Genomic DNA, 19,682 nt, shown 5'->3' on the forward strand with positions numbered 1-19,682 from the left:
AGAAAAAGCGCAGTTTTTATGGCGGTCATCATGGAGTGAAGGTGATAGCGCAAAATAAGCATTAATCGACTACCTTTGAGCAGCTAATATCTCCGGTTTATTAGCTGGCTTAAATGATAAATAAGCCGGAAAGAGTTTTGCACTCTTTTTGGCTTATTAGTATTAAATATTACGAGGTGTTAGTGTCTTGTTCTTCGGAAACGGCTTGGTGCTTCAGGTGCAGTAGGAGCTACAGGTTCAGAATAAGTTGGTGCTTCAGGTTCTGTAGGTGCGACAGGTTCAGAATAGATAGGAGCTTCAGCTGCTGCCTCTTCTTCATCTTCCTCAGCTAACAATAAAATATGATTTTCAACATAGGCAACGAGTGCTTGTTTGTAAGTTGGAGAAAGTTGCTTGAATAGTGAACGCGAGGTTGCAGCGTCTCCACCGTGATTCATGACGGCATCAGTGATCGTTGGTGAGCGACCATCATGCATGTAAGGTGCGGTTGAACCAGCCCCCCATAGTGGTTGGGTTATAAATACAGATGCACCTGTACCTTCTTCATCGACTGATTCTGCAATTTCATACCCAAGATCATGACGTTTTAGGTCTGAATATATATCAACACTGGTACGCCCATAATTGTCTTTCTTAAAGTTACCAAGGTGTACAACATTGCCATTTGGCAGAGTAATAATATTATCAGGCATGTCAGCGGCTAAATCGAAGGTGATCGCATTCGCTGGCGTTAAGCCGTGGCTAGCAGGTGAATCCCCGTTAGGGAACAGGGCATCTCGGTGTGTGGCACTTTGGCTTGGCTCACTAAATATTGAGTCATCAAGGTAAAGGGTCGGTACGTGACAAGAAGCGCACTGCACTTGGTTAAAGAGATCTTTACCCTTTAGAATATCTGCTCTTTCTTGGTAGCTTAATTCCATTAAACCAAGATCGGCCAACTCTGTTTTAGTGACAGGACGTGGTTGACCTGCTTGGTAAATAGCAAGTGCGGTAATGTCGCCAACAGAAATTTCATTGATTATACCATCATAGTCACCATCATAATTACCTACAAGCTCTGTTGCTTGTAACCCTATCTCGTTATTTTCTGCTTCTCTAACAAAGCTTCGAATACTAAGTTCAACCCCTTTCCATTGTAAGGGTTTAACGATCAAGTCTTCATCGACACCTTCTACCATCGAAGTGTTTACACTACCGTCTGGGTTCGCTTTTATCTTCCCGAAAGAGATGTTTTTTGCAATTAAATCTTTAGTGACCATAGTGTTATAACTGGTTGCTTGCGCGATAGCCGCGGCTTTTATCGCAAGTAGTTCTGCGGTCATCTCTTCTGCTAGTTTTTGTTTTGCACCAATACCAAAAATATGCGGAGGCTGACGAGTAATGAAATCTCCTATCTGTCCGCTGCGCATTGGGTCGCGGACATTATTGCCTGAAATAGGCCCCGAACCATCACTAACCGCTTGGAAATGACACTCAATACAAGCCTGAGAGTTTGGACCTGTTACTCGGGCTGGAGTGTGGGTTGCCCATTCACCGTAACCGTTAAGATCCATTCGAGGAAACTTCGCAAACCGTTGACCTTCCCCAACGTTTGCCCCTGCGCCATCTAATTCATTAGCAGGAGCTTCAAATAATTCGTCACCGACTTCAAAGGCGGTAATAAACGCTGCGGCAGGATCATTATTGACGAGTATGTTAAGTTCAGATTGTTCTATGTGCTCTAATTGAGGCTCATTCGTTTGGCTGCTCTGATTTAAATCACTTGCCAAACCAGATGCGTTGGCTTGCGAAATAGCAAATAACACAAGTAAAGAAGTCAAAGTTCTTGTCGGAAGTTGTTTTTTATTTTTAACGTATATCATAACTGCCCCTATTTAACGTCATTAAATAACTAACCGGATATGTTCTTTTTGATAGCTTTATTATATCGCTACCTTTTATTTGAATTGTTACGGCTATTTATAAGGATAATCAGCGTAGTGATTATAACAATGCTAATTCAAATGATTGTTGACGGTATATTAACATTAAGAATGAAGTCGGTAATAGTGAGAACGGTTTAAGTATAATTAACAATTAAGTCATAATAACGATAAGTCTGTTTGTTTTAAGAAAGGTGTTAATTATTGAGAATGTCTAATGATTGTTCAACTGTATGATTGTAAGTGCAAATTATATTTACAATATAACCTTTTTTATTGTAAGTGTATATTTATCGTCGACTAGTTTTCTATGAGCTGAGCTCTTATTTTCCTTACAATTAAAGGGAGGGAAGTATTAAGTAAAGTGGCAATAATAATCAAGCTTATACCTGTTACTTTATTCCATTCTAATGACTGATTGAAAAAAATGATTTGCCAAACAAATGAAAATATTAAATTAGTGAAAATTAAAGGGGCGAGTTGTGAACTAGAGCTTGATAGTTGATAAGCTTTTACTCGGAATACTTGGGTATTGACAATGCATACAGCCAGCAAGATCAACATGGGGAATAATAATGTTTGTATATTAGTCATGTTGTTTACTGTTTGTTGAAGCATTAAGGCATCTGTCTGAAAGATAGCGACAGGAAGTATGATGACTGCAGCAAGTAAGAATCCCCAAGCATTTAGCGCGATAGGCGAGAGTGAACCTTTACTCACTCGGTATAAACTTACTTGAGAGCCTGCATTAAATACCCCAGCCCCTAAACCTACGAGAAGTTCAGGTTTTAATTCTATTCCTGATGTACCATCTGCCATCAAAAGTACACCTGTAAATGTGATTGCTAAATTGATTAAGGTCGTATTTTTAATTTGTATTTTAAATAATAGTTTTTCTAACAAGGGGATGAAAAGAGGACCGGTGCTAAATAAGACAACCGTTTCAACTAAGCTGAGGCGATTAATAGCAAACAAAAAGCACAACTGGCTCGCTGCAATACAAAAGGCGCGCACACCTAATGCTTGCCACATTTTTCTATCGGGAACAGCCCACTTTGTTAGTGCCATCAACCATAACAGCAGTACGGCTGGTAATAAAAAACGTAGAAAGCTGAGCATTTCAATACTTAAACTTTCACTCAAAAACTTAGCCAGTAAGCTATTGAGAGATAAGCTAAATGTTGATATCAGCATGAAGATTACAGGGCGTGAGTCAGTTATCATTTTACCACTCCTTAGAGGCTAAAAAGTATAGAACGGTTGCACTCATCAAAAAAGCGAATAATATTAACTTAAACTGTTAGGAAAACTTACAGATGCGAAAGTTAATCCCCCTTAAATCTATTTATGCTTTTGTGGCTGTAGCAGAAACAGGCAGTATGACTGAAGCGGCAGCGGTACTCAGTGTGAGTCACTCGGCAGTGAGTCAGGCAATAAAGGCACTAGAAACTCAGCTAAGTTTGCCTTTATTTCGTAGGGTTGGTCGTCGGGTTGAATTAAATCAGAATGGTCAAAAATATTACCGCAAAGTCGCTCCTGCATTAGAACAAATTGTAGATGCCAGCGAAGAGTTAATGCACCACAATAACATCAATCATAATCGTTTAATGGTTAACATGGTGCACTCGCTAGCCCTGCATTGGTGGATCCCTCGAGTACCTGAATTTCAAGATATCGCCCCGCACATTGATGTCCGTATTTCGAACTTAACGCAGACGTTTGATCTTAATCGAGAAGGTATCGATGTCGCCCTGATTCATGGTAAAGCAGATGAATGGAAAGAATACTACTGTGAAAAGTTAGGGAGTGATGAGCTGATTATGGTCTGTAGCCCGCATTTACTTGAAGGGGTAGATGATAAATCCCCCGAAGCCCTGTTAGAGAAATACCCAGCTATCTTTGTGACGAACCCGCGCCGAAAATACGATTGGTTGGTATGGTGTGAAGCCAATGGTTTTATTGTGCCTAATAAGCAGAAGAATTTAACCTTTACTGCTTCTATACAAGCGGTACAAGCCATTACTCGACGTTTGGGGGTATTGATTACACATGAGCTATTTGTGCGTGATGATATTCGTCATGGTGTATTAACCAAAGTAGGTGAAGCAGTACCCAATCCTCATCAAGATTTTTATTTTGTATGCCTGCCTGAAAAATTAACCCAAGAAAGTGTACTTACATTGCGTTCTTGGTTACGTAAAGAATTTATAGGATCGGTACAAATACGTAGCGGAAATAAATAGGTTCCCTAAATTAGCTCAGATCAACAAAAGCGCAGTTATCGCGGCGTTTCACCAGACTTCCGTTTACAGCCATTACGTCACGATGTAAAAATCACATCACTCTCGATGTTAAGGTTTCTGCATGCAAACGACTCTCGACCAAGCAATGTTACAAATTGCACTCGATCTTAATTTAAATTTGCCTTCAGGGCACCATTACCAACGTTTAATGCAGTCACTGCAAGCAGTACTACCTTGTGATGCTAGTGCTTTGTTTATTCTGGATGATTCTGGTTTATTGTCTGCAGCTGCCGTTAATGGTTTGTCAGATGAAGTACTGGGTCAGAAGTTCGATCCGCAGCTACACCCTCGTCTTCACGCTATTTTAACCAGTCGTGAGCCGGTACGATTTCCTGCAACTTCAACCTTACCCGACCCATTTGATGGATTATTAAAAAATGATCCAAACCGATCGGTAAACGTGCATGACTGTATGGGGTGTAGTCTATATGTCGAAGATCATTTAGTCGGGCTTATCACTCTTGATGCTATGCAGGTCGGGGCTTTTAACAGCATTGATGATATTACCGTTGCGACATTTGCAGCGTTAGCCGCGGCGACAATTAGAAATGTAAATCAAGTTGAAGCCCTGCGAAAAAGCCATCGCCAACAGAAAAACATGAATCAAGTTTTGATCCAAGAAGCGCGTAAAAAAGGTGGCGAGTTGGTGGGTGTAAGCCCTGAGATCCAAAGCCTGCGTGATAATATCAGTATGGTTGCCTACTCTGATTATGCGGTACTCATCAGTGGTGAAACAGGTACAGGTAAAGAGCTTGTCGCTCATGCTGTACATTCAAATTCATCACGTGCTACACAGCCGATGATTTACGTAAACTGCGCCGCACTACCAGAGTCACTGGCTGAAAGTGAATTGTTTGGTCATGTTAAAGGTGCTTTTACTGGTGCAAATAGTCATCGCGCAGGTAAATTTGAATTGGCTGATGGCGGTACGATATTCTTAGATGAGATTGGTGAGTTACCTTTATTAATGCAAGCAAAATTGCTACGCGTTATCCAACAAGGTGAAGTACAACGTGTCGGTGCAGATAAGAACTTAATGGTTAATGTCCGTATTATCGCTGCAACTAACCGTGAGCTAACCGAAGAAGTCGCTGCAGGTCGTTTTCGAAGTGACCTATTTCACCGTTTAAATGTATTCCCGATAAATGTGCCACCGCTGCGTCATCGACAAGGTGATATAGCGGTATTATCTGGGCATATACTTGACCGAGTGCGTACTCAATTCAATGTGGCTAAATTACAATTACACCCGAAAGCCTTAACTGCACTCACTGGCTATAGTTGGCCTGGTAATGTTCGAGAATTAGAACATACCTTAATGCGTGCAGGCTTACGGACTATTCAGGCACAGCAAAGCTTGATCTTACAGGAACACCTGTCTGATGAAGTGAGTCATACATACTCTAACTCGACAGGCTCAGAAAACGATGATTTGCCCACGACATCGTTTGAACTACGCGGTGCCGTTGAAATTTATCAAACCAAGCTTATTTCCCACGCCCTACAGCAATCAAACTTTGTATGGGCACAAGCAGCGGATTTTTTACAGATGGATCGCGGGAATTTATACAAAATGGGAAAGAAACTTGGCATAGAACCCAAAGAGTTACGTACGACAGAGCTAGTATAAAATTAATATTGACGCACTTGATGTGATTATTACATCAAGTGCGTTGTGATAACCACATCAAGCGCTATGCCAATAAAAAATAAAATCATTTAAAATCAACACGATAAAAGTTGGCACGTTAGATGCATTTAGATTCTGAAATCATCGTTAACTCGATATTAATAATATAATTATAACGGAGTCTTAAATGTTCTGTATTCAATGTGAGCAAACTGTCCAAACACCTACAGCTAAAGGTTGTTCTTATACTCAAGGTATGTGTGGTAAAACGGCTGATGTGTCTGACCTACAAGACGTATTAGTATTTAACTTGCAAGGCGTATCTTTCTGGGCAGAACTAGCGCGTAAATACAACATTATCGATGCTGAAATTGATGCTTGGGCACCACGTGCTTTCTTCTCTACATTAACTAACGTGAACTTTGTGCCAGAGCGTATTACTGAATACACTGAGATTGCTGAGCGTTATAAGATCCAATTAAGCACCCAAGTAATGGCAGCAGCAGCAGCAGCTGGTGAAGCATTACCTGAATTATCACCAGCAGCGCAGTTTGTGTTACCAGCAACCGCTGAAGAGATCATGAACTTTGCACCTGAAGCGGCTGTAAACCGTGGTCACGAAGAACTGCATGAAGACATCATTGGTTTACGTTTATTATGTTTGTACGGCCTTAAAGGTGCTGCAGCATACATGGAACATGCAAATGTACTTGGTCAAAGTGAAGAATCAATCTGCGCTGAATACCACCAAATCATGGCGTTTTTAGGTACTGATCCAACAGATGCAAATGCTCTGCTTGAAACATCAATGCAAATTGGTCTACTTAACTACCGCATTATGGAAATACTTGACCGAGGCGAAACAAATACCTTTGGTCACCCACAACCAACACAAGTAAACGTAAAGCCTGTTGCTGGTAAGTGTATTCTTGTTTCTGGTCATGACTTACATGATTTAGAAAAAATTCTACAACAGACTGAAGGCAAAGGTATCAACGTTTACACCAATGGTGAAATGTTACCTGCACACGGTTACCCAGAATTAAACAAGTACCCACACTTAGTTGGCAACTTCGGTAGCGCTTGGCAGAATCAACAAAAAGAATTTGCTAATTTCCCTGGCGCAATTGTGATGACATCAAACTGTCTAATCAATCCAAACGTAGGTCAATACGCAGATCGTCTATTCACTCGTAGCATTGTTGGCTGGCCTGGTGTTGTTCATGTTGAAGGCGATGATTTTTCACAAGTTATTGACTGTGCTTTAGCGCAACCAGGTATCGCGCATACTGAAATCGAGCACATGATCACTGTTGGCTTTGGTCGCAATGCACTAATGGCTGCTGCACCTGCGGTTATTAATGAAGTTAAATCAGGTAATATCAAACACTTCTTCCTAATCGGTGGTTGTGACGGTGATAAAGAAGAGCGTAGCTACTTCTCTGACCTTGCTGTTAGCGCTCCTGAAGATTCAGTTATCTTAACGCTAGCTTGTGGTAAATACCGTTTCAACAAGAAAGAATTTGGCGATATCAATGGTATTCCACGTCTATTAGACATCGGCCAATGTAACGATACTTACTCTGCAATTCAGTTAGTGTTAGCACTGGCAGAAGAGTTTGATTGTGGTGTGAACGAGCTTCCATTAAGCATCGTCTTATCTTGGTTCGAGCAAAAAGCGATCGTTGTGTTACTAACGCTATTCGCTTTAGGCATCAAAGGTATTTATACCGGTCCAACTGCACCTGCATTCTTAACTGACAACCTAATCAAAGCATTACAAGATAACTTTGATATGCGCAGCGTTGGCAATGTTGAAACAGATTTAGCGACTATGTTAGCGGGTAAATAATACTTGTTAATAAATAGTGCTCGCTAACAAATCGTACTCGTTAGTAAATAGCGATCATATGCTGCATTGGTTAAAGGCGTTCGACTGTTATCAAACATCGATCGACTTTAATCAATGCTCATTTCTCCCTCCTTACACATTCAACCTTTTATTATTACAGCCATGGGTGCAAATAATGTCTTCTTCGAAAACGCCTTCATCTACACTATCAGCACCGGCTCTTAAGCCACTTAAACTAAATAGTTCAGGTCTTGGTCAATCAACAAAACCGTCATCACCAAAGCTATCTACACCTAAGCTTAGCTTTTCACTCGGTGGTGATTCACAGAATACAGCTAAATCAGACACCACAAAAACATTTGCAAAGCCTCAATTTACTAAACCAAAGTTGGCTGCACTCTCTCTTGGCGAGTCAACCGCTAATGTTATTAAAAAACCAGCGCCATGGTCACCATCAACAACAGCATTAATCTTAGTCAAACGTGAAGTAGAAACACATGACTCGATGAGCTTTACCTTTGCAGCCGCCGATGAAACATTGTTTGATTTTAAGCCCGGTCAGTTCGTGACATTAGCCGTCAAAATAGATAACAAAACACATTATCGTGCTTATTCAATTAGTTCTGTACCGCAACAAAAACAATTACGCTTAACCATTAAACGCGTACCAGATGGTTTAGTGTCTAACTGGCTTGCCGACAATCTAAATATCGGTGATAGCTTGTCAGCATTAAACATCGCTGGTCAATTCAATAGTAGTGACTGCAAACACAAACCTAAACTACTGCTTATCAGTGCGGGTTGTGGTATTACCCCTGTTATGTCGATAGCCAAAACATTGTTAACGCATGATAGCGACACTGATATTGAATTCTTACATTGTGCCCGAGACAAAGACAACGTTATCTTCCATGATGAAATGAAGACGTTACTTGCTCAATATCGCAACTTTAACGTGCAGTTACTGTTAGAAAACAGTGATGGTTTTGCCAGTTTTAGTGCCGATGAAAATACGGATAGCAGTGCTTTGTCACATCAAACTGGCATGGTGAGTTCAGACGTTATTCAACAGTTATATCCCGATCTCAAAGAACGCACTATCTTCCTGTGCGGTCCTGTTGGTTTTATGAAAGCGGTAGAGAATATTGCCCAAGAAAGTGATTTCGATATGGCTAACTTCTTTCAAGAAAGTTTTACCCCTGCAGCAAATAACGAGCACCAAGATCAGATCTCATCAGACGCTTCAACAGCAAGTGTCATGTTGCACGTTCCTGACTTTTCTGTAGAGAAAGAGGTCGTACAAGGTTCATCACTATTAGAAGTATTAGAAAATAATGGCGTACCTATTATTGGTGCTTGTCGCGCAGGTGTTTGTGGTTCGTGTAAATGCAAAGTCACTAAAGGCTCAGTAAAATCGACCAGTACTGAAACGCTTACCGCAGAAGAAATTGCACAAGGGTATGTATTAGCCTGTTCAAGTACCGTTGAGGAAGATCTCGCTGTAGCACTCAGCTAATACTCAATTATTTCATCATCATTAAGTTTAGTTATCATGGCCAATCTATTAATTTAGATTGGCTTTTTTATATGTCTCTTATGACACCAAACAGTAATTCTTTTAAGAAACATACCTGTGCGTTCAATAATGACTGTTAGTACAACCTAGCTCTCTGACGGAGGAGATAGCACTGGTAGCGGTAGTGTCGGTTTTAGTGAGGTATTGCTACTGTTTGCTTTATTGACGGGGTGTTTACGTTGCTCTAAACAGAATAGAACAAAAAGGAAAGTTGTCGTTAATTACAGGGTTAGTGATTGATTTAATCGGGTGGTTCTACGTTATTTATAATCGTGGAGGTTGTGTGAGATTACATGGTGAATGTAATCTCATACAAAAAGCAGTTCATTTAACATAGCTTCATGTCTCCAATACTTTGTAGGGCTGTCTTTTATTGGCAGGGCTACATTTCTACATGTTGCGGTTATGAACGTATAGCTGGGGGGGTGTTTATGCTTTTAACAGTTCCGAAGCGATGATTGTGCTTACCGGAATCAGTAAGAGCATGAACGAGACTTCTATATCAGAAAACCAATTATGGTTAAGAGCATGAGTACCTAACGCGACAGCAGCGAATGCAACGAGTGGATACATGATTGATTTTTTCATTTTTCACCTTGCTGAGTATTGCCTCTAAGAAGAGGAGGACGAACTTTCGAGTCGTAATCATCAATCTGAATCGATGAAATAGATAGTTTTTTGAGTGAAAGCTCAATTTTCAAGAATGAAACGACGATCAATATTTCTATAAATATCAGCGGGGTATTACTTAAGGTCTAGCTACGTTCTAAGCGTGGTCAGTAGTTTTATATTTTAAAATACAGGGATATTTTTAACGATTATCTGGATGTTGTAGTGGAATAAGTGATCATCGTTTATTTTAAGATAACGCGTTTTGTTGTGTTCATATTTGCAAATCCGCTTCCTATTTTTGGCTATCGATAGATTGAATTTTAATCAGGTAAACTCTCAACCTTCTTCAACCTTCAACCTTCAACCTTTAATTTTTAATGTCAGGGATTGACAGTAATATTCCCTCGATTTTTATAAAAATAGTCCGGAGCAAGTTATGTCAACTAATACGGCTACCTATCAAAATCATTCATTCTTACAACGATTTTCGTCACTGTGTACGGCAATTGTGCAACGCTATTTACCTGATCCTTTTATATTTGCAGCATTACTTACTTTTGCTGTATTTATTGTTGCGATCCCCGTTACACAGCAAAGTCCAATTCAAATGGTTGATGCTTTTGCTGGTGGTTTTTGGGCGTTATTAACCTTTGCTATGCAAATGGCATTAGTGGTAGTAACAGGTCATGCAATGGCATCGGCACCTGTTTTTAAACGCGGTTTAGCTCGCCTTGCTACGGTGGCTAAAACCCCCGCTCACGCCATTCTTATTGTCAGTGTTGTCTCAGCGATAGCATGTTGGATAAATTGGGGATTTGGCTTAGTTGTTGGTGCTATCTTCGCGAAAGAATTGGCAATAAGAGTAAAAGGTGTCGACTATCGGTTGTTGATTGCATCGGCCTATACAGGTTTTTTGTTTTGGCATGCTGGTTTATCGGGTTCTGTGCCACTAGCACTAGCCAGTGGCAGCAACTTAGATGCGGTGACTGCAGGCGCTGTAATGGAAGCAATAGGAACAAGTGAGACAATATTTTCGAGTATGAACCTCATTATCTTATTTGCGATGTTAATTACTATTCCATTGTTGAATAAAGCAATGCATCCATCAGCAGAAGATGTATTCACAATTCCAGCGAAGCTGCTGGAAAAAGACACTGTTGATGATGATTTCATACCATCGACGCCAGCTGAAAAACTAGAACATAGTCCTTGGATTAACCGATTACTAGCTCTGTTAGGTGGTGTTTATATTGCCAGCTATTTTATAAAAAATGGCTTTGCCTTAAATCTTAATATCGTAAATTTTATCTTTCTGTTCACCGCTATTTTGCTGCATGGTACACCCGCTAAATTGATTAAAGCGGTAGCTGATGGAACAAAGAATACAACCGGCATATTACTTCAATTTCCTTTTTATGCAGGGATCATGGGAATGATGGTCGCGAAAGGACCTGAGGGTATTTCTTTGGCGGGTGCGATATCTGATATGTTTGTATCTATTTCGAATGAATATACTTTCCCACTCTTCACATTTCTTAGTGCTGGCTTAGTTAACTTTTTTGTACCATCGGGAGGTGGTCAGTGGGCCGTTCAAGCACCCATTATGATGCCTGCAGGTTTAGAGTTAGGTGTACCTGCTGCTAAAACAGCAATGGCTATAGCTTGGGGAGATGCCTGGACGAATATGATACAACCATTTTGGGCATTGCCTGCATTGAGTATTGCTGGGTTAAATGCGAAAGATATTATGGGCTTTTGTATTGTAGCGTTACTTGCATCAGGGCTGATTATTTCATTAGGTCTTTTACTTCTGTAGCGTTGTTTAGGCTGTTAAGTTCTATATTTTAAGAACTTCTAAGATCAGATTAACCGATTAAACAGCCCGTATGTCGGGCTGTTTTTACATTTGTTCACTCTTTATTTAATACCGCCGCTTTACGGTTTTATTGCCAGCTCTGGCAGTACTGATGGGAATCCCCAACCGTTTTCACCAACAACGACGTTTTCCCGTGTGATGTATTGATAAATTGTGGGAGCGAGTGAGCCATTAGCCACCGATTTTAGTTGTTCGCCGTTACCAACGGGCGTGCCCCAGAAACCAATAAATGCATCTTTTTCAAGGTAGTGTTCACCAGCGTGTCGACCAGGCACTATGGTGTTATAACCAATACCTTCTTTGGGGAATAGATTAACGGTACCTGCACGATCTTCATCATAAAGATGGGCGAGCTGATTAACCGAATCAGGTCGTGGTGTCATGCTGGTTAGCTGTCGCCATTGCTTTTGATTACACCAAGTATCAGTATCATTTTCTTGTGCGTCTGTGATGCACATTTTAATGAGTTTTTGTTTTTCGTAATGTTTTTGTGGGGTTAATGCTTGGCTATAAGGATTGGTCGATTCAATGTCGAGCAATTGCGGTATGTTACTCGTTGCGAGTGAGGAATAAAAAGCCCGTTCTCCCTCACGCTGAATACTTTCGTCAATACGTTTACCATTGCGGTGAGCGACAAGACGAATAGTACAACGGGTGAGGTTACAGTTACTTTCACGCACAACCAGGTAGTCGAGAGTTTCACTTAAGCGGTTACTGATCTCGCTGATCATATCGATGGATTTCCCTTTAACTGTGCTATCGAGTGGTCGCCATTGGGTTAATTCGTTGTAATGAGGTTGATATGACCAGCCTTGCGTCGAGTTAAAGAAGTCCATCATGAAATTTCCCCCAGCTGTCGAGGCGACCACAACATCGATACCTTTATTAGTTGGGTAGTTCAGTGCATTGGTTATCTTTGGTCCTTCGCCCTCATCGGATGATATTTTTTCTATTTTTAAGGTAATGCTATAGTCTTTTTCGAGTTGCTCTAATACTTGTTTTTCAGGGTTTAACGCATAGAAAACGGGCGTTAATCCATGATCGCCTGCCATTCCCCACAAGGTTTGATCATAAATACCCGCATCTTTATAGGTTTGAGTAAATTGTGTTAACCAGTAATCGAGGCGATTTAATTCCCCTGTAGGCGCAATAACTTCGTCACTGAAAGGGCCAGTGAAGTGGGAAAAGTGATCCGGCCATGGATTATAGATCAGTGTGTAATCGGGCATACCCTGTTCATCACGTTGTGCCAATTGTGCAATCTGTTCATGGATGTGCTTTTTCTTTGTAATACGAGTGAGCGGTGTCCATAGGCTAATGTCTTGGTAATTACTGATCTGTTTGATCAAGGCCGATCTTGCTGCTTTTAGTTCTTTCTCAACTTCTGCGCGGTTAGTGAGTTCACGTAAACAGCGTTGCTCACCAAAATCACGTATTGCTTCACCAACAGCCAGATTGATTAATCCATCATAGCTGACCTGTGCATTCCAATCGTATTGCGCATTGCAGTTCAGGGTTTTTAGGTAATTAAGACGATCAAACATGGTTTGCACATGGTTATCTTCTATTAGGCGATCGAGTTGCAAAGCATCGTTACCGAAGAAGTAATAGGCGCGATCTATTTCACGATCTACAAAGTGAAAGTTAGGGATACCTGTTCCGCCATTACCCGCTACATTCGCCCCTGTCATTATGATTGGGAGGTTTCGTACGCTAATCGTGGGTGTCGATGAAATACCGGATTCAGCAATACTACGAGAATAGCTTTGATAGAGTGATTTGAAGAACGGTAAGTAATGTGCATCGTTTGTTGATGATGGGTTATTTGTTGCTAACGATGTTAAATAATCTAACTGTTGCTGGTGTTCAGGCTGAATCGTCTTTTCGTGTTTTGGTCGGTATTGAATAGCGTTGAGGTGTGTAGCGTAGGCATGATCAATAAATGGATTATACGATTGAGTCGGTGAGTTGTTTCCTGCCAGCGCATTGATCATGCCTTGCTGTAAGCCATCGACCGTTATTTGCACACCATAACGCTTATTATTTTGGCTTTGTAGAAATAGAATCAGTTCAGGCGGATTTTGATTAAATGTATTTTCCATCCAGCGACTGAAAGCATCGATACGGTGTTGTTCTAATGAATATTGTCGGTAGCCTTTTAAAACATTTAAGCGAACGAAATCGACCAAGGTTATTGTGATTGCTTGAGCTTTATTATTTGGCTTATGGGCGCTTTCAGGCTTGGCATCATCAATAATAGCCATGATTGCCGCTTTAATTTCACCGTCTTCTATCGATTGGCTATATTGTGTCATCAACTCAATAATTAACGCTTGAATTGTATTAATCAGCTTTAGATCTTCAGGGCTTTTTGTTAGGTACGTATAGTGCTCTGGTAGATTGTTACCTAGTAGCCATTCATCGTTATTAAACAGGGTATCGTAAATGGTAACCATTGAGGCAATGAACTGATTATTAAATGATAAGCCAGTATTTTTAGCCGTATTATCGGATGTTATTGTCGGATTTAGAGCGGATTTCTTGTAACTCAATAATGAGTGTTCGTACTGTTTTAGATCTTGTTCTGTGTATACCGTTTGCAGGTAGTTTTTGAAAATGTCGGTGTTTTCTAACCCGGAATAGCGGTCGTAAAACATATATAAGAAGTGCCCAAGTTGTATTGAATACAAAGGGTTCGTTAAGCGGCTGATAACTCGAGCTTTTACTTTGGTATCAAGTGGAAGTGTTAGTATGTATGCGTCTAACGTGACACCACCAATCGTAAATAAGGTAGCATCACGGGTGGTGACTGCTGTCTTATTGATACCCGAATATATTTTTTCTTTGATGATCTGAGTGGAATTATAGAAAGCACCGACAATCGGCGTACTACCAATATCAGCTTGTGCTGATGTGTTGAACATACAGCTACTCATTAAAGCAGCAGAAAACATGAGTCGATATGGCTTTCGTGGTTTTTTTGAGGCGTGTGTTAATTCTACGCAGTGACGATAATCGAACTTCACCATTTTTAGTGCTCCATTCATGATGACAATATACCCAATAAAACTCGCTCATAAGGAGGATATCGGTTATACAATGGCAAATTCCGTTTGCTTGATTTTATACCATTAATGATAAATTCGTAGAAAAAACATGCAGTAAATAGAGCGGTAACAAATATTAACAATCATATTGAATATACACTATTTGCTACCACCAGCTATTCAGTGTGTGTTAAAAGCTGTAGCGATAACCGACTTGGTAATTGGTTTCATCTAGGTTATCCCAATGGCGGTAACCCGCATTCAATTCTAACGCTGAATGTTGCGTGAATTCGATTAAGTTAGTGAGACGCAACTCGTGTTGTCCTTTTTTACCAAAATCGGTATAGCGGTATGAGGGTTCCATTTGTAGCCAACGTAGTGGTTTAAAGCGTAGCCCTATCTCACCAGATATTCCGCTACCATCCTCACTGAATGTACGTTTTTTGCACTCTTTATCGTTGTCTAAAAGACCACAGCCAGCATCAATATCTCGTTCCGCGTTGTAGCCTGAATAGCCCATCGATGCATATATGCTAGTGTCTGTAGCTAGTGGAATGTAGTAACCCATAGCGAGGTAGTCTTGAACAAGTGTTGACGAAGAGCGGGTAGTAGCGCCAGTGCGGTATTCAGCAAAGAAGTGATCATAAAAATTCCAGCTGCCGCGAAAGTACAGCCCATGTAAATATTTGCTGTCTTCACTATTGTTGTATTTGTCAGCAAAATATTGTCCCATGCCATTTTCTGCAACACGAGTAAATTGATAACCACCAGAAAGGAAAGAGTAAGACTGAGTGGCATTGGCGGTAAGGCTAGTGAATGCTATTGCTGCTAAAAGTAATCGTTTCATTGTCATTATTGTTATTTATTTAAAAGGTAGAGGCATAATAAATATCAATAGAACAATATTCAATAAATAATTGCACGTTGTTTTATATTTTTATTGCGATGAAAGCATCTTTTTCAACAGAAATTGGTATTTAAGAGGAATCTGTCCAATTTAATGTGAAATTTCTGGGTGAGTTCTCAGTATATTAAAGATAAAAAATAATATTCTTTTCCGTACAAGGAATAACCGCAAGCGTTTGCGCGGTAAAACAATATTGGCTATAGTGCCTGCGCCTCGCTGCTGCGGGGCATTTTTGTATATAAATCTTCTCAAACCGATTAAAAAGGAAAGTGAATGACGTTTTTCAAGCCACTAACAGCATTATCTGTTGCCTTGATTCTTGCTGGCTGCTCACAAAGCTCTCAACCTGACGCTGTATTTAATTTAACAGTGGCACATATTAACGATACTCACTCTAACTTTGATCCTGTTAAATCGAGTTTTGAAGCGAACGGCGATAAAGTTTATAACGAGTTCGGTGGATACCCGCGCTTACTTACGATGGCTGATGAATACCAGCAAGATGCGAAGCAAAAAAATGACAGCTTCTTGTTCTTACATGGTGGTGATGCGTGGCAGGGCAGCGCTTACTTTAAGCTAAACCAAGGCGCGATGAATGCTGAATTGCTAAGTAAAATGGGCATTGATGCAATGGCATTGGGTAACCATGAATTTGATTTGAATAACAAGAAATTGAATGAATTCATTGGCAGTATTAATTTTCCTGTTTTAGCGGCAAACATTGATGCTAGCAAAGATGCCGATCTAAAAGATCAAACTAACCTACGTCCATTTATGGTTTACGCATTTGATGGTAATCAGAAAACCGTTGTTGATGATCTAGATAATTTACCAACTGATAAAGATCTAGTCGCGGTATTCGGTATTGCACTCGATGATATGCCAAACCTTGCGCCCAATACGGGTGATGTGCAGTTCTTTGATATGGTTGAATCGGCGCAGACTACCGTTGATATGTTAAAAGCTAAAGGTATTAATAATATCGTTGCTGTAACACATATTGGTAATTCAGTTGATGTCGATATCGCGTCAAAAGTGAATGGTATCGATCTGATTGTTGGTGGTCACTCACATACATTATTAGGCGATTTTACCAACTTAGGCATGAACAATGACGGTATCTATGCGCAATTGGTGAAAAACCCAAATGGTGTAGGTCAAACGTGTGTTGTTCAGGCGGGTCAATATGCGCAAGCGATTGGTCGTCTACAAGTCGGTTTTAATCAGCAAGGTGATGTCGTTAACTGTAATGGTAAGAATACATTATTAAGCAATGATGAATTTTATACTCAGCCAGCACGTCAAACGAGTGAAAAGTTTGACGCAGCAGCTACACAACGTGTTGTTGAGTTTATTGAGCAAGAAGATAACATCGAAATTACGGATGAAGATGCAAACATGCGTAATTTAATCAATGTTAAATATAAGCCAGCGGTTGATAAAGCATACGGAAAAACAATCGCGCAAGTGCCTGTTGAGTTGATTCATGAGCGTCGTCCTGGCGATCGTGGTACCGACAAACACGGTTCAGATGTTGCACCTTTAATTGCGGAAGGTCAGTACTATTGGGCGAATACAGCAGCAGTACAAAAAGTGACTGGCATGAAGGTGGATTTTGCACTGATTGGTGCTGGTGGCATTAGAACAAACATTGAAGCGGGAGAATACCGTGAAGGTAATGTGTCGTTAGAAATGCTGCCATTTTCTAACTTTATGTCGGTACTGCCCGTTAAAGGTAGTGCGATTAAAGCATTAATCGACAGTACAGTAACCGCGACCTTACCTGAAGGTTCACATGCGGGTAAGTTCCCTTATGGCGGTCATATTCGTTACAGCTTTACTGAAACGAAAGCGCAAGAAGCGGGTAAACTTGATGCTGTTGAAATAATGACAGGTACAGAAGCAAATCCAGTATGGACGAAAATTGAAAACAACAAGGTGTACAACATTGCGCTGAATAATTACAACGCAACGGGTAACGATGGTTGGACACCACTGTATGAAGCACAGAAGAATAACTCGGATCGTGTTGATTTAGCTTACGTTGATGGTAAGTTAACGGGCTTTGATGTGAAAAATATCGCGAAGGTCGGCGATAAATACAAAGTCAATTACCAAGGTGCTGCGCCTAATTGTAAAGCGGCAAACACCGTGTGTAATACAGATGCTCAAGCGATGATTGATTACATTGCGGCAGAGCGTCAAACCGTTACGCCATTAGGCTACGAAGTGGTTACATTTAATCGCGCACAATAATCGGTTCTACATGTTGTTTTAGTCTTGTTTAATACAGACAGTGTAACGCTATTTAAGGCCATCAATGATGATGGCCTTTTTTGATCGTATCAGTTAATGCTATCTGTTGGGATCATTTGCGACAATTGCTGCTGAAGCCAGCGAATGAATGCGGTGTGTTGTAAATCATCGGTATGGCGCTCTTTGTATACCACGTAATCATGGTGGGAAGGAATAAAACCGAAAGGAGCAATAAGCGCCCCACGCGCTAAATCATCTTTCACTAAAGGGTATGACCCTATAGCGATGCCTAATCCGTCGATAGCGGCTTGTAAGCAGAAGTAGAAATGATCAAAATGACGATGTTGCCCATCTAACAGTACCGTTTGTTTTGCGTCTGTTGCCCATGTTTTCCAAGCAGTTGCCCGAGTATGTGTATGCAGCAGCCGCAGGGGTGAAGCTTTCAAGGAAGCATTTTCATTTGGTTCGCTAGGGCAAACTGTTTGCCAATATTCCGGTGAACAGACGGGGCCGACCCATTCTTCCACTAAATGTACTTTGTCATAATCTTGATCAAGAGCGAAATCGTCACGGCGAATTGCGAGTGAAAAACCCGCTCGTTGTAGATTCACAGGTCCGCCTGCGGTTGATAGACGTACATCAATGTCGGGATGCTGATCTTGAAAGTCGACTAAACGGGGCATAAGCCAACGCATGGTCAGTGTTGGTTCACAAGACACATCAATGGCTGTATGTGACGACGTCATGACTTTATCTATACCTGCCTGTAGCGTTCGAAAAGCATCTTGGGTGTAGTGTGCCAAGGTTTCACCATCTGATGTAAGGCTTACATGCCGTCCATGACGAACGAATAGTGGCTTACCTACATAGTCTTCCAATACTTTAATTTGTTTACTGATGGCACCGTGAGTCAGGCACAACTTCGTAGCTGCTTCTGTAAAGCTTCTTGAAGTGGCAGCAATATGAAAAATTTGAAACGCTTTTAAATGTCTCATGTGAATTAAACTCACAGCTAAAGTGACTTTTATTCGATTTTAGCGAGTGACGAAGTTACCTACAATAGCTACATGTTGTTTTGAAGGAGTGAGCAATGGAAATTGTAGGTTTATTGTTATTGGGTATCTTAATCGTTATAAGTCCTGGGGCTGATTTTGTTTTAGTGGTAAAAAACAGTTTAGCTAATGGTCGTCGTGCTGGCTTATTAACAGCGTGTGGTATTAGTACTGCTATTGGTATACATGTCGGTTATTCAATGCTGGGAATCGGTTACTTAATCTCACAGAATGAGGTTTTATTTTCACTGGTTAAATATGCAGGCGCGGGGTATCTGTTCTATTTGGGAATTACTGCATTGTTTGCCCGTAAATCTGTGGTGTTAGAGAAAGGACATACGACGGATCTGTCTAGTGCTGCGTATTGGCGACAAGGCTTTTTCTGTAATTTGTTTAACCCTAAAACGATGTTGTTCTTCATAAGCTTATTCAGCCAAATTATTACTGCTGAAGGCAGTAGCCCTGTGTTGGCAGTATTGTATGGTGGGTATCTTGCACTACTTCACTGTCTATGGTTTGGTCTTGTGGCTTATGCTTTATCTGCACCTGCATTTGAAGGTTATGTGAATCAGTGGAAACAACGAATTCAACAATTATGTGGTGTAGGACTAATGGGATTAAGCGTGGCATTGGTATTAAAAAGTTAGGG

The 19,682-nt window shown here is 40.7% G+C and carries 13 protein-coding genes; 7 read left to right on the plus strand and 6 right to left on the minus strand.

Translation table 11 applies throughout. The annotated features are described in order from the left end of the window. Positions 1–179: 179 nt before the first annotated feature. Positions 180–1,862 (minus strand): di-heme oxidoredictase family protein, encoded by a 1,683-nt coding sequence (locus C9J48_RS09040; RefSeq protein ID WP_006228521.1) that lies wholly within the window; start codon positions 1,860–1,862, stop codon positions 180–182. A gap of 360 nt (positions 1,863–2,222) precedes the next feature. After that, positions 2,223–3,146, minus strand: a complete 924-nt coding sequence (locus C9J48_RS09045) for a DMT family transporter (RefSeq protein WP_006228520.1) — start codon at positions 3,144–3,146, stop codon at positions 2,223–2,225. Between the two features lie 92 nt (positions 3,147–3,238). Here C9J48_RS09045 and C9J48_RS09050 point away from each other — a divergent pair, with 92 nt between their 5' ends. From C9J48_RS09050 to C9J48_RS09065, 4 genes are all read left to right on the plus strand, one after another. Then, positions 3,239–4,165, plus strand: a complete 927-nt coding sequence (locus tag C9J48_RS09050; RefSeq protein ID WP_006228519.1) for a LysR substrate-binding domain-containing protein — start codon at positions 3,239–3,241, stop codon at positions 4,163–4,165. A gap of 121 nt (positions 4,166–4,286) precedes the next feature. After that, positions 4,287–5,855, plus strand: coding sequence for a nitric oxide reductase transcriptional regulator NorR (norR, locus tag C9J48_RS09055; protein ID WP_006228518.1), 1,569 nt, complete (start codon positions 4,287–4,289; stop codon positions 5,853–5,855). A 187-nt stretch (positions 5,856–6,042) separates the two neighbouring features. Continuing rightward, entirely contained in the window at positions 6,043–7,707 is a 1,665-nt protein-coding gene (gene hcp, locus C9J48_RS09060) for a hydroxylamine reductase (protein WP_006228517.1), read from the plus strand. 175 nt (positions 7,708–7,882) lie between these two features. After that, a complete protein-coding gene (locus C9J48_RS09065; protein ID WP_006228516.1) occupies positions 7,883–9,223 on the plus strand; it encodes an FAD-binding oxidoreductase in 1,341 nt (446 codons plus the stop codon). A gap of 489 nt (positions 9,224–9,712) precedes the next feature. Here the strand turns inward: C9J48_RS09065 and C9J48_RS27865 are convergent, their stop codons facing one another. Further along, the gene (locus tag C9J48_RS27865) at positions 9,713–9,871 is read right to left on the minus strand and encodes a hypothetical protein (RefSeq protein WP_006228515.1); all 159 of its coding nucleotides are present in this window, start codon (positions 9,869–9,871) and stop codon (positions 9,713–9,715) included. Between the two features lie 460 nt (positions 9,872–10,331). Between C9J48_RS27865 and C9J48_RS09070 the strand changes: the two genes are divergently transcribed. After that, entirely contained in the window at positions 10,332–11,711 is a 1,380-nt protein-coding gene (locus C9J48_RS09070) for a short-chain fatty acid transporter (protein WP_006228514.1), read from the plus strand. Positions 11,712–11,830: 119 nt separating this feature from the next. Here C9J48_RS09070 and C9J48_RS09075 read toward each other — a convergent pair whose 3' ends face one another. Both C9J48_RS09075 and C9J48_RS09080 read right to left on the minus strand, forming a co-directional pair. Further along, complete coding sequence (locus tag C9J48_RS09075) at positions 11,831–14,800, minus strand: alkaline phosphatase family protein (protein WP_006228513.1); 2,970 nt, start codon at positions 14,798–14,800, stop codon at positions 11,831–11,833. A gap of 208 nt (positions 14,801–15,008) precedes the next feature. Next, complete coding sequence (locus C9J48_RS09080; protein WP_242610771.1) at positions 15,009–15,665, minus strand: outer membrane beta-barrel protein; 657 nt, start codon at positions 15,663–15,665, stop codon at positions 15,009–15,011. A 333-nt stretch (positions 15,666–15,998) separates the two neighbouring features. On the opposite strand from C9J48_RS09080, the gene C9J48_RS09085 reads away from it, so the two are divergent. After that, positions 15,999–17,981, plus strand: coding sequence for a bifunctional metallophosphatase/5'-nucleotidase (locus C9J48_RS09085; RefSeq protein WP_006228509.1), 1,983 nt, complete (start codon positions 15,999–16,001; stop codon positions 17,979–17,981). An 89-nt stretch (positions 17,982–18,070) separates the two neighbouring features. On the opposite strand, the gene C9J48_RS09090 is transcribed toward C9J48_RS09085, so the two are convergent. Further along, on the minus strand, positions 18,071–18,976 hold the full coding sequence (locus tag C9J48_RS09090; RefSeq protein WP_006228508.1) for a LysR substrate-binding domain-containing protein: 906 nt from the start codon (positions 18,974–18,976) through the stop codon (positions 18,071–18,073). Between the two features lie 95 nt (positions 18,977–19,071). Here C9J48_RS09090 and C9J48_RS09095 point away from each other — a divergent pair, with 95 nt between their 5' ends. Continuing rightward, positions 19,072–19,680, plus strand: coding sequence for a LysE family translocator (locus C9J48_RS09095; RefSeq protein WP_006228507.1), 609 nt, complete (start codon positions 19,072–19,074; stop codon positions 19,678–19,680). Positions 19,681–19,682 lie beyond the last annotated feature (2 nt).

The sequence above is a fragment of the Photobacterium profundum genome, from assembly GCF_003026285.1.
GTDB classification, from domain to species: domain Bacteria; phylum Pseudomonadota; class Gammaproteobacteria; order Enterobacterales; family Vibrionaceae; genus Photobacterium; species Photobacterium profundum.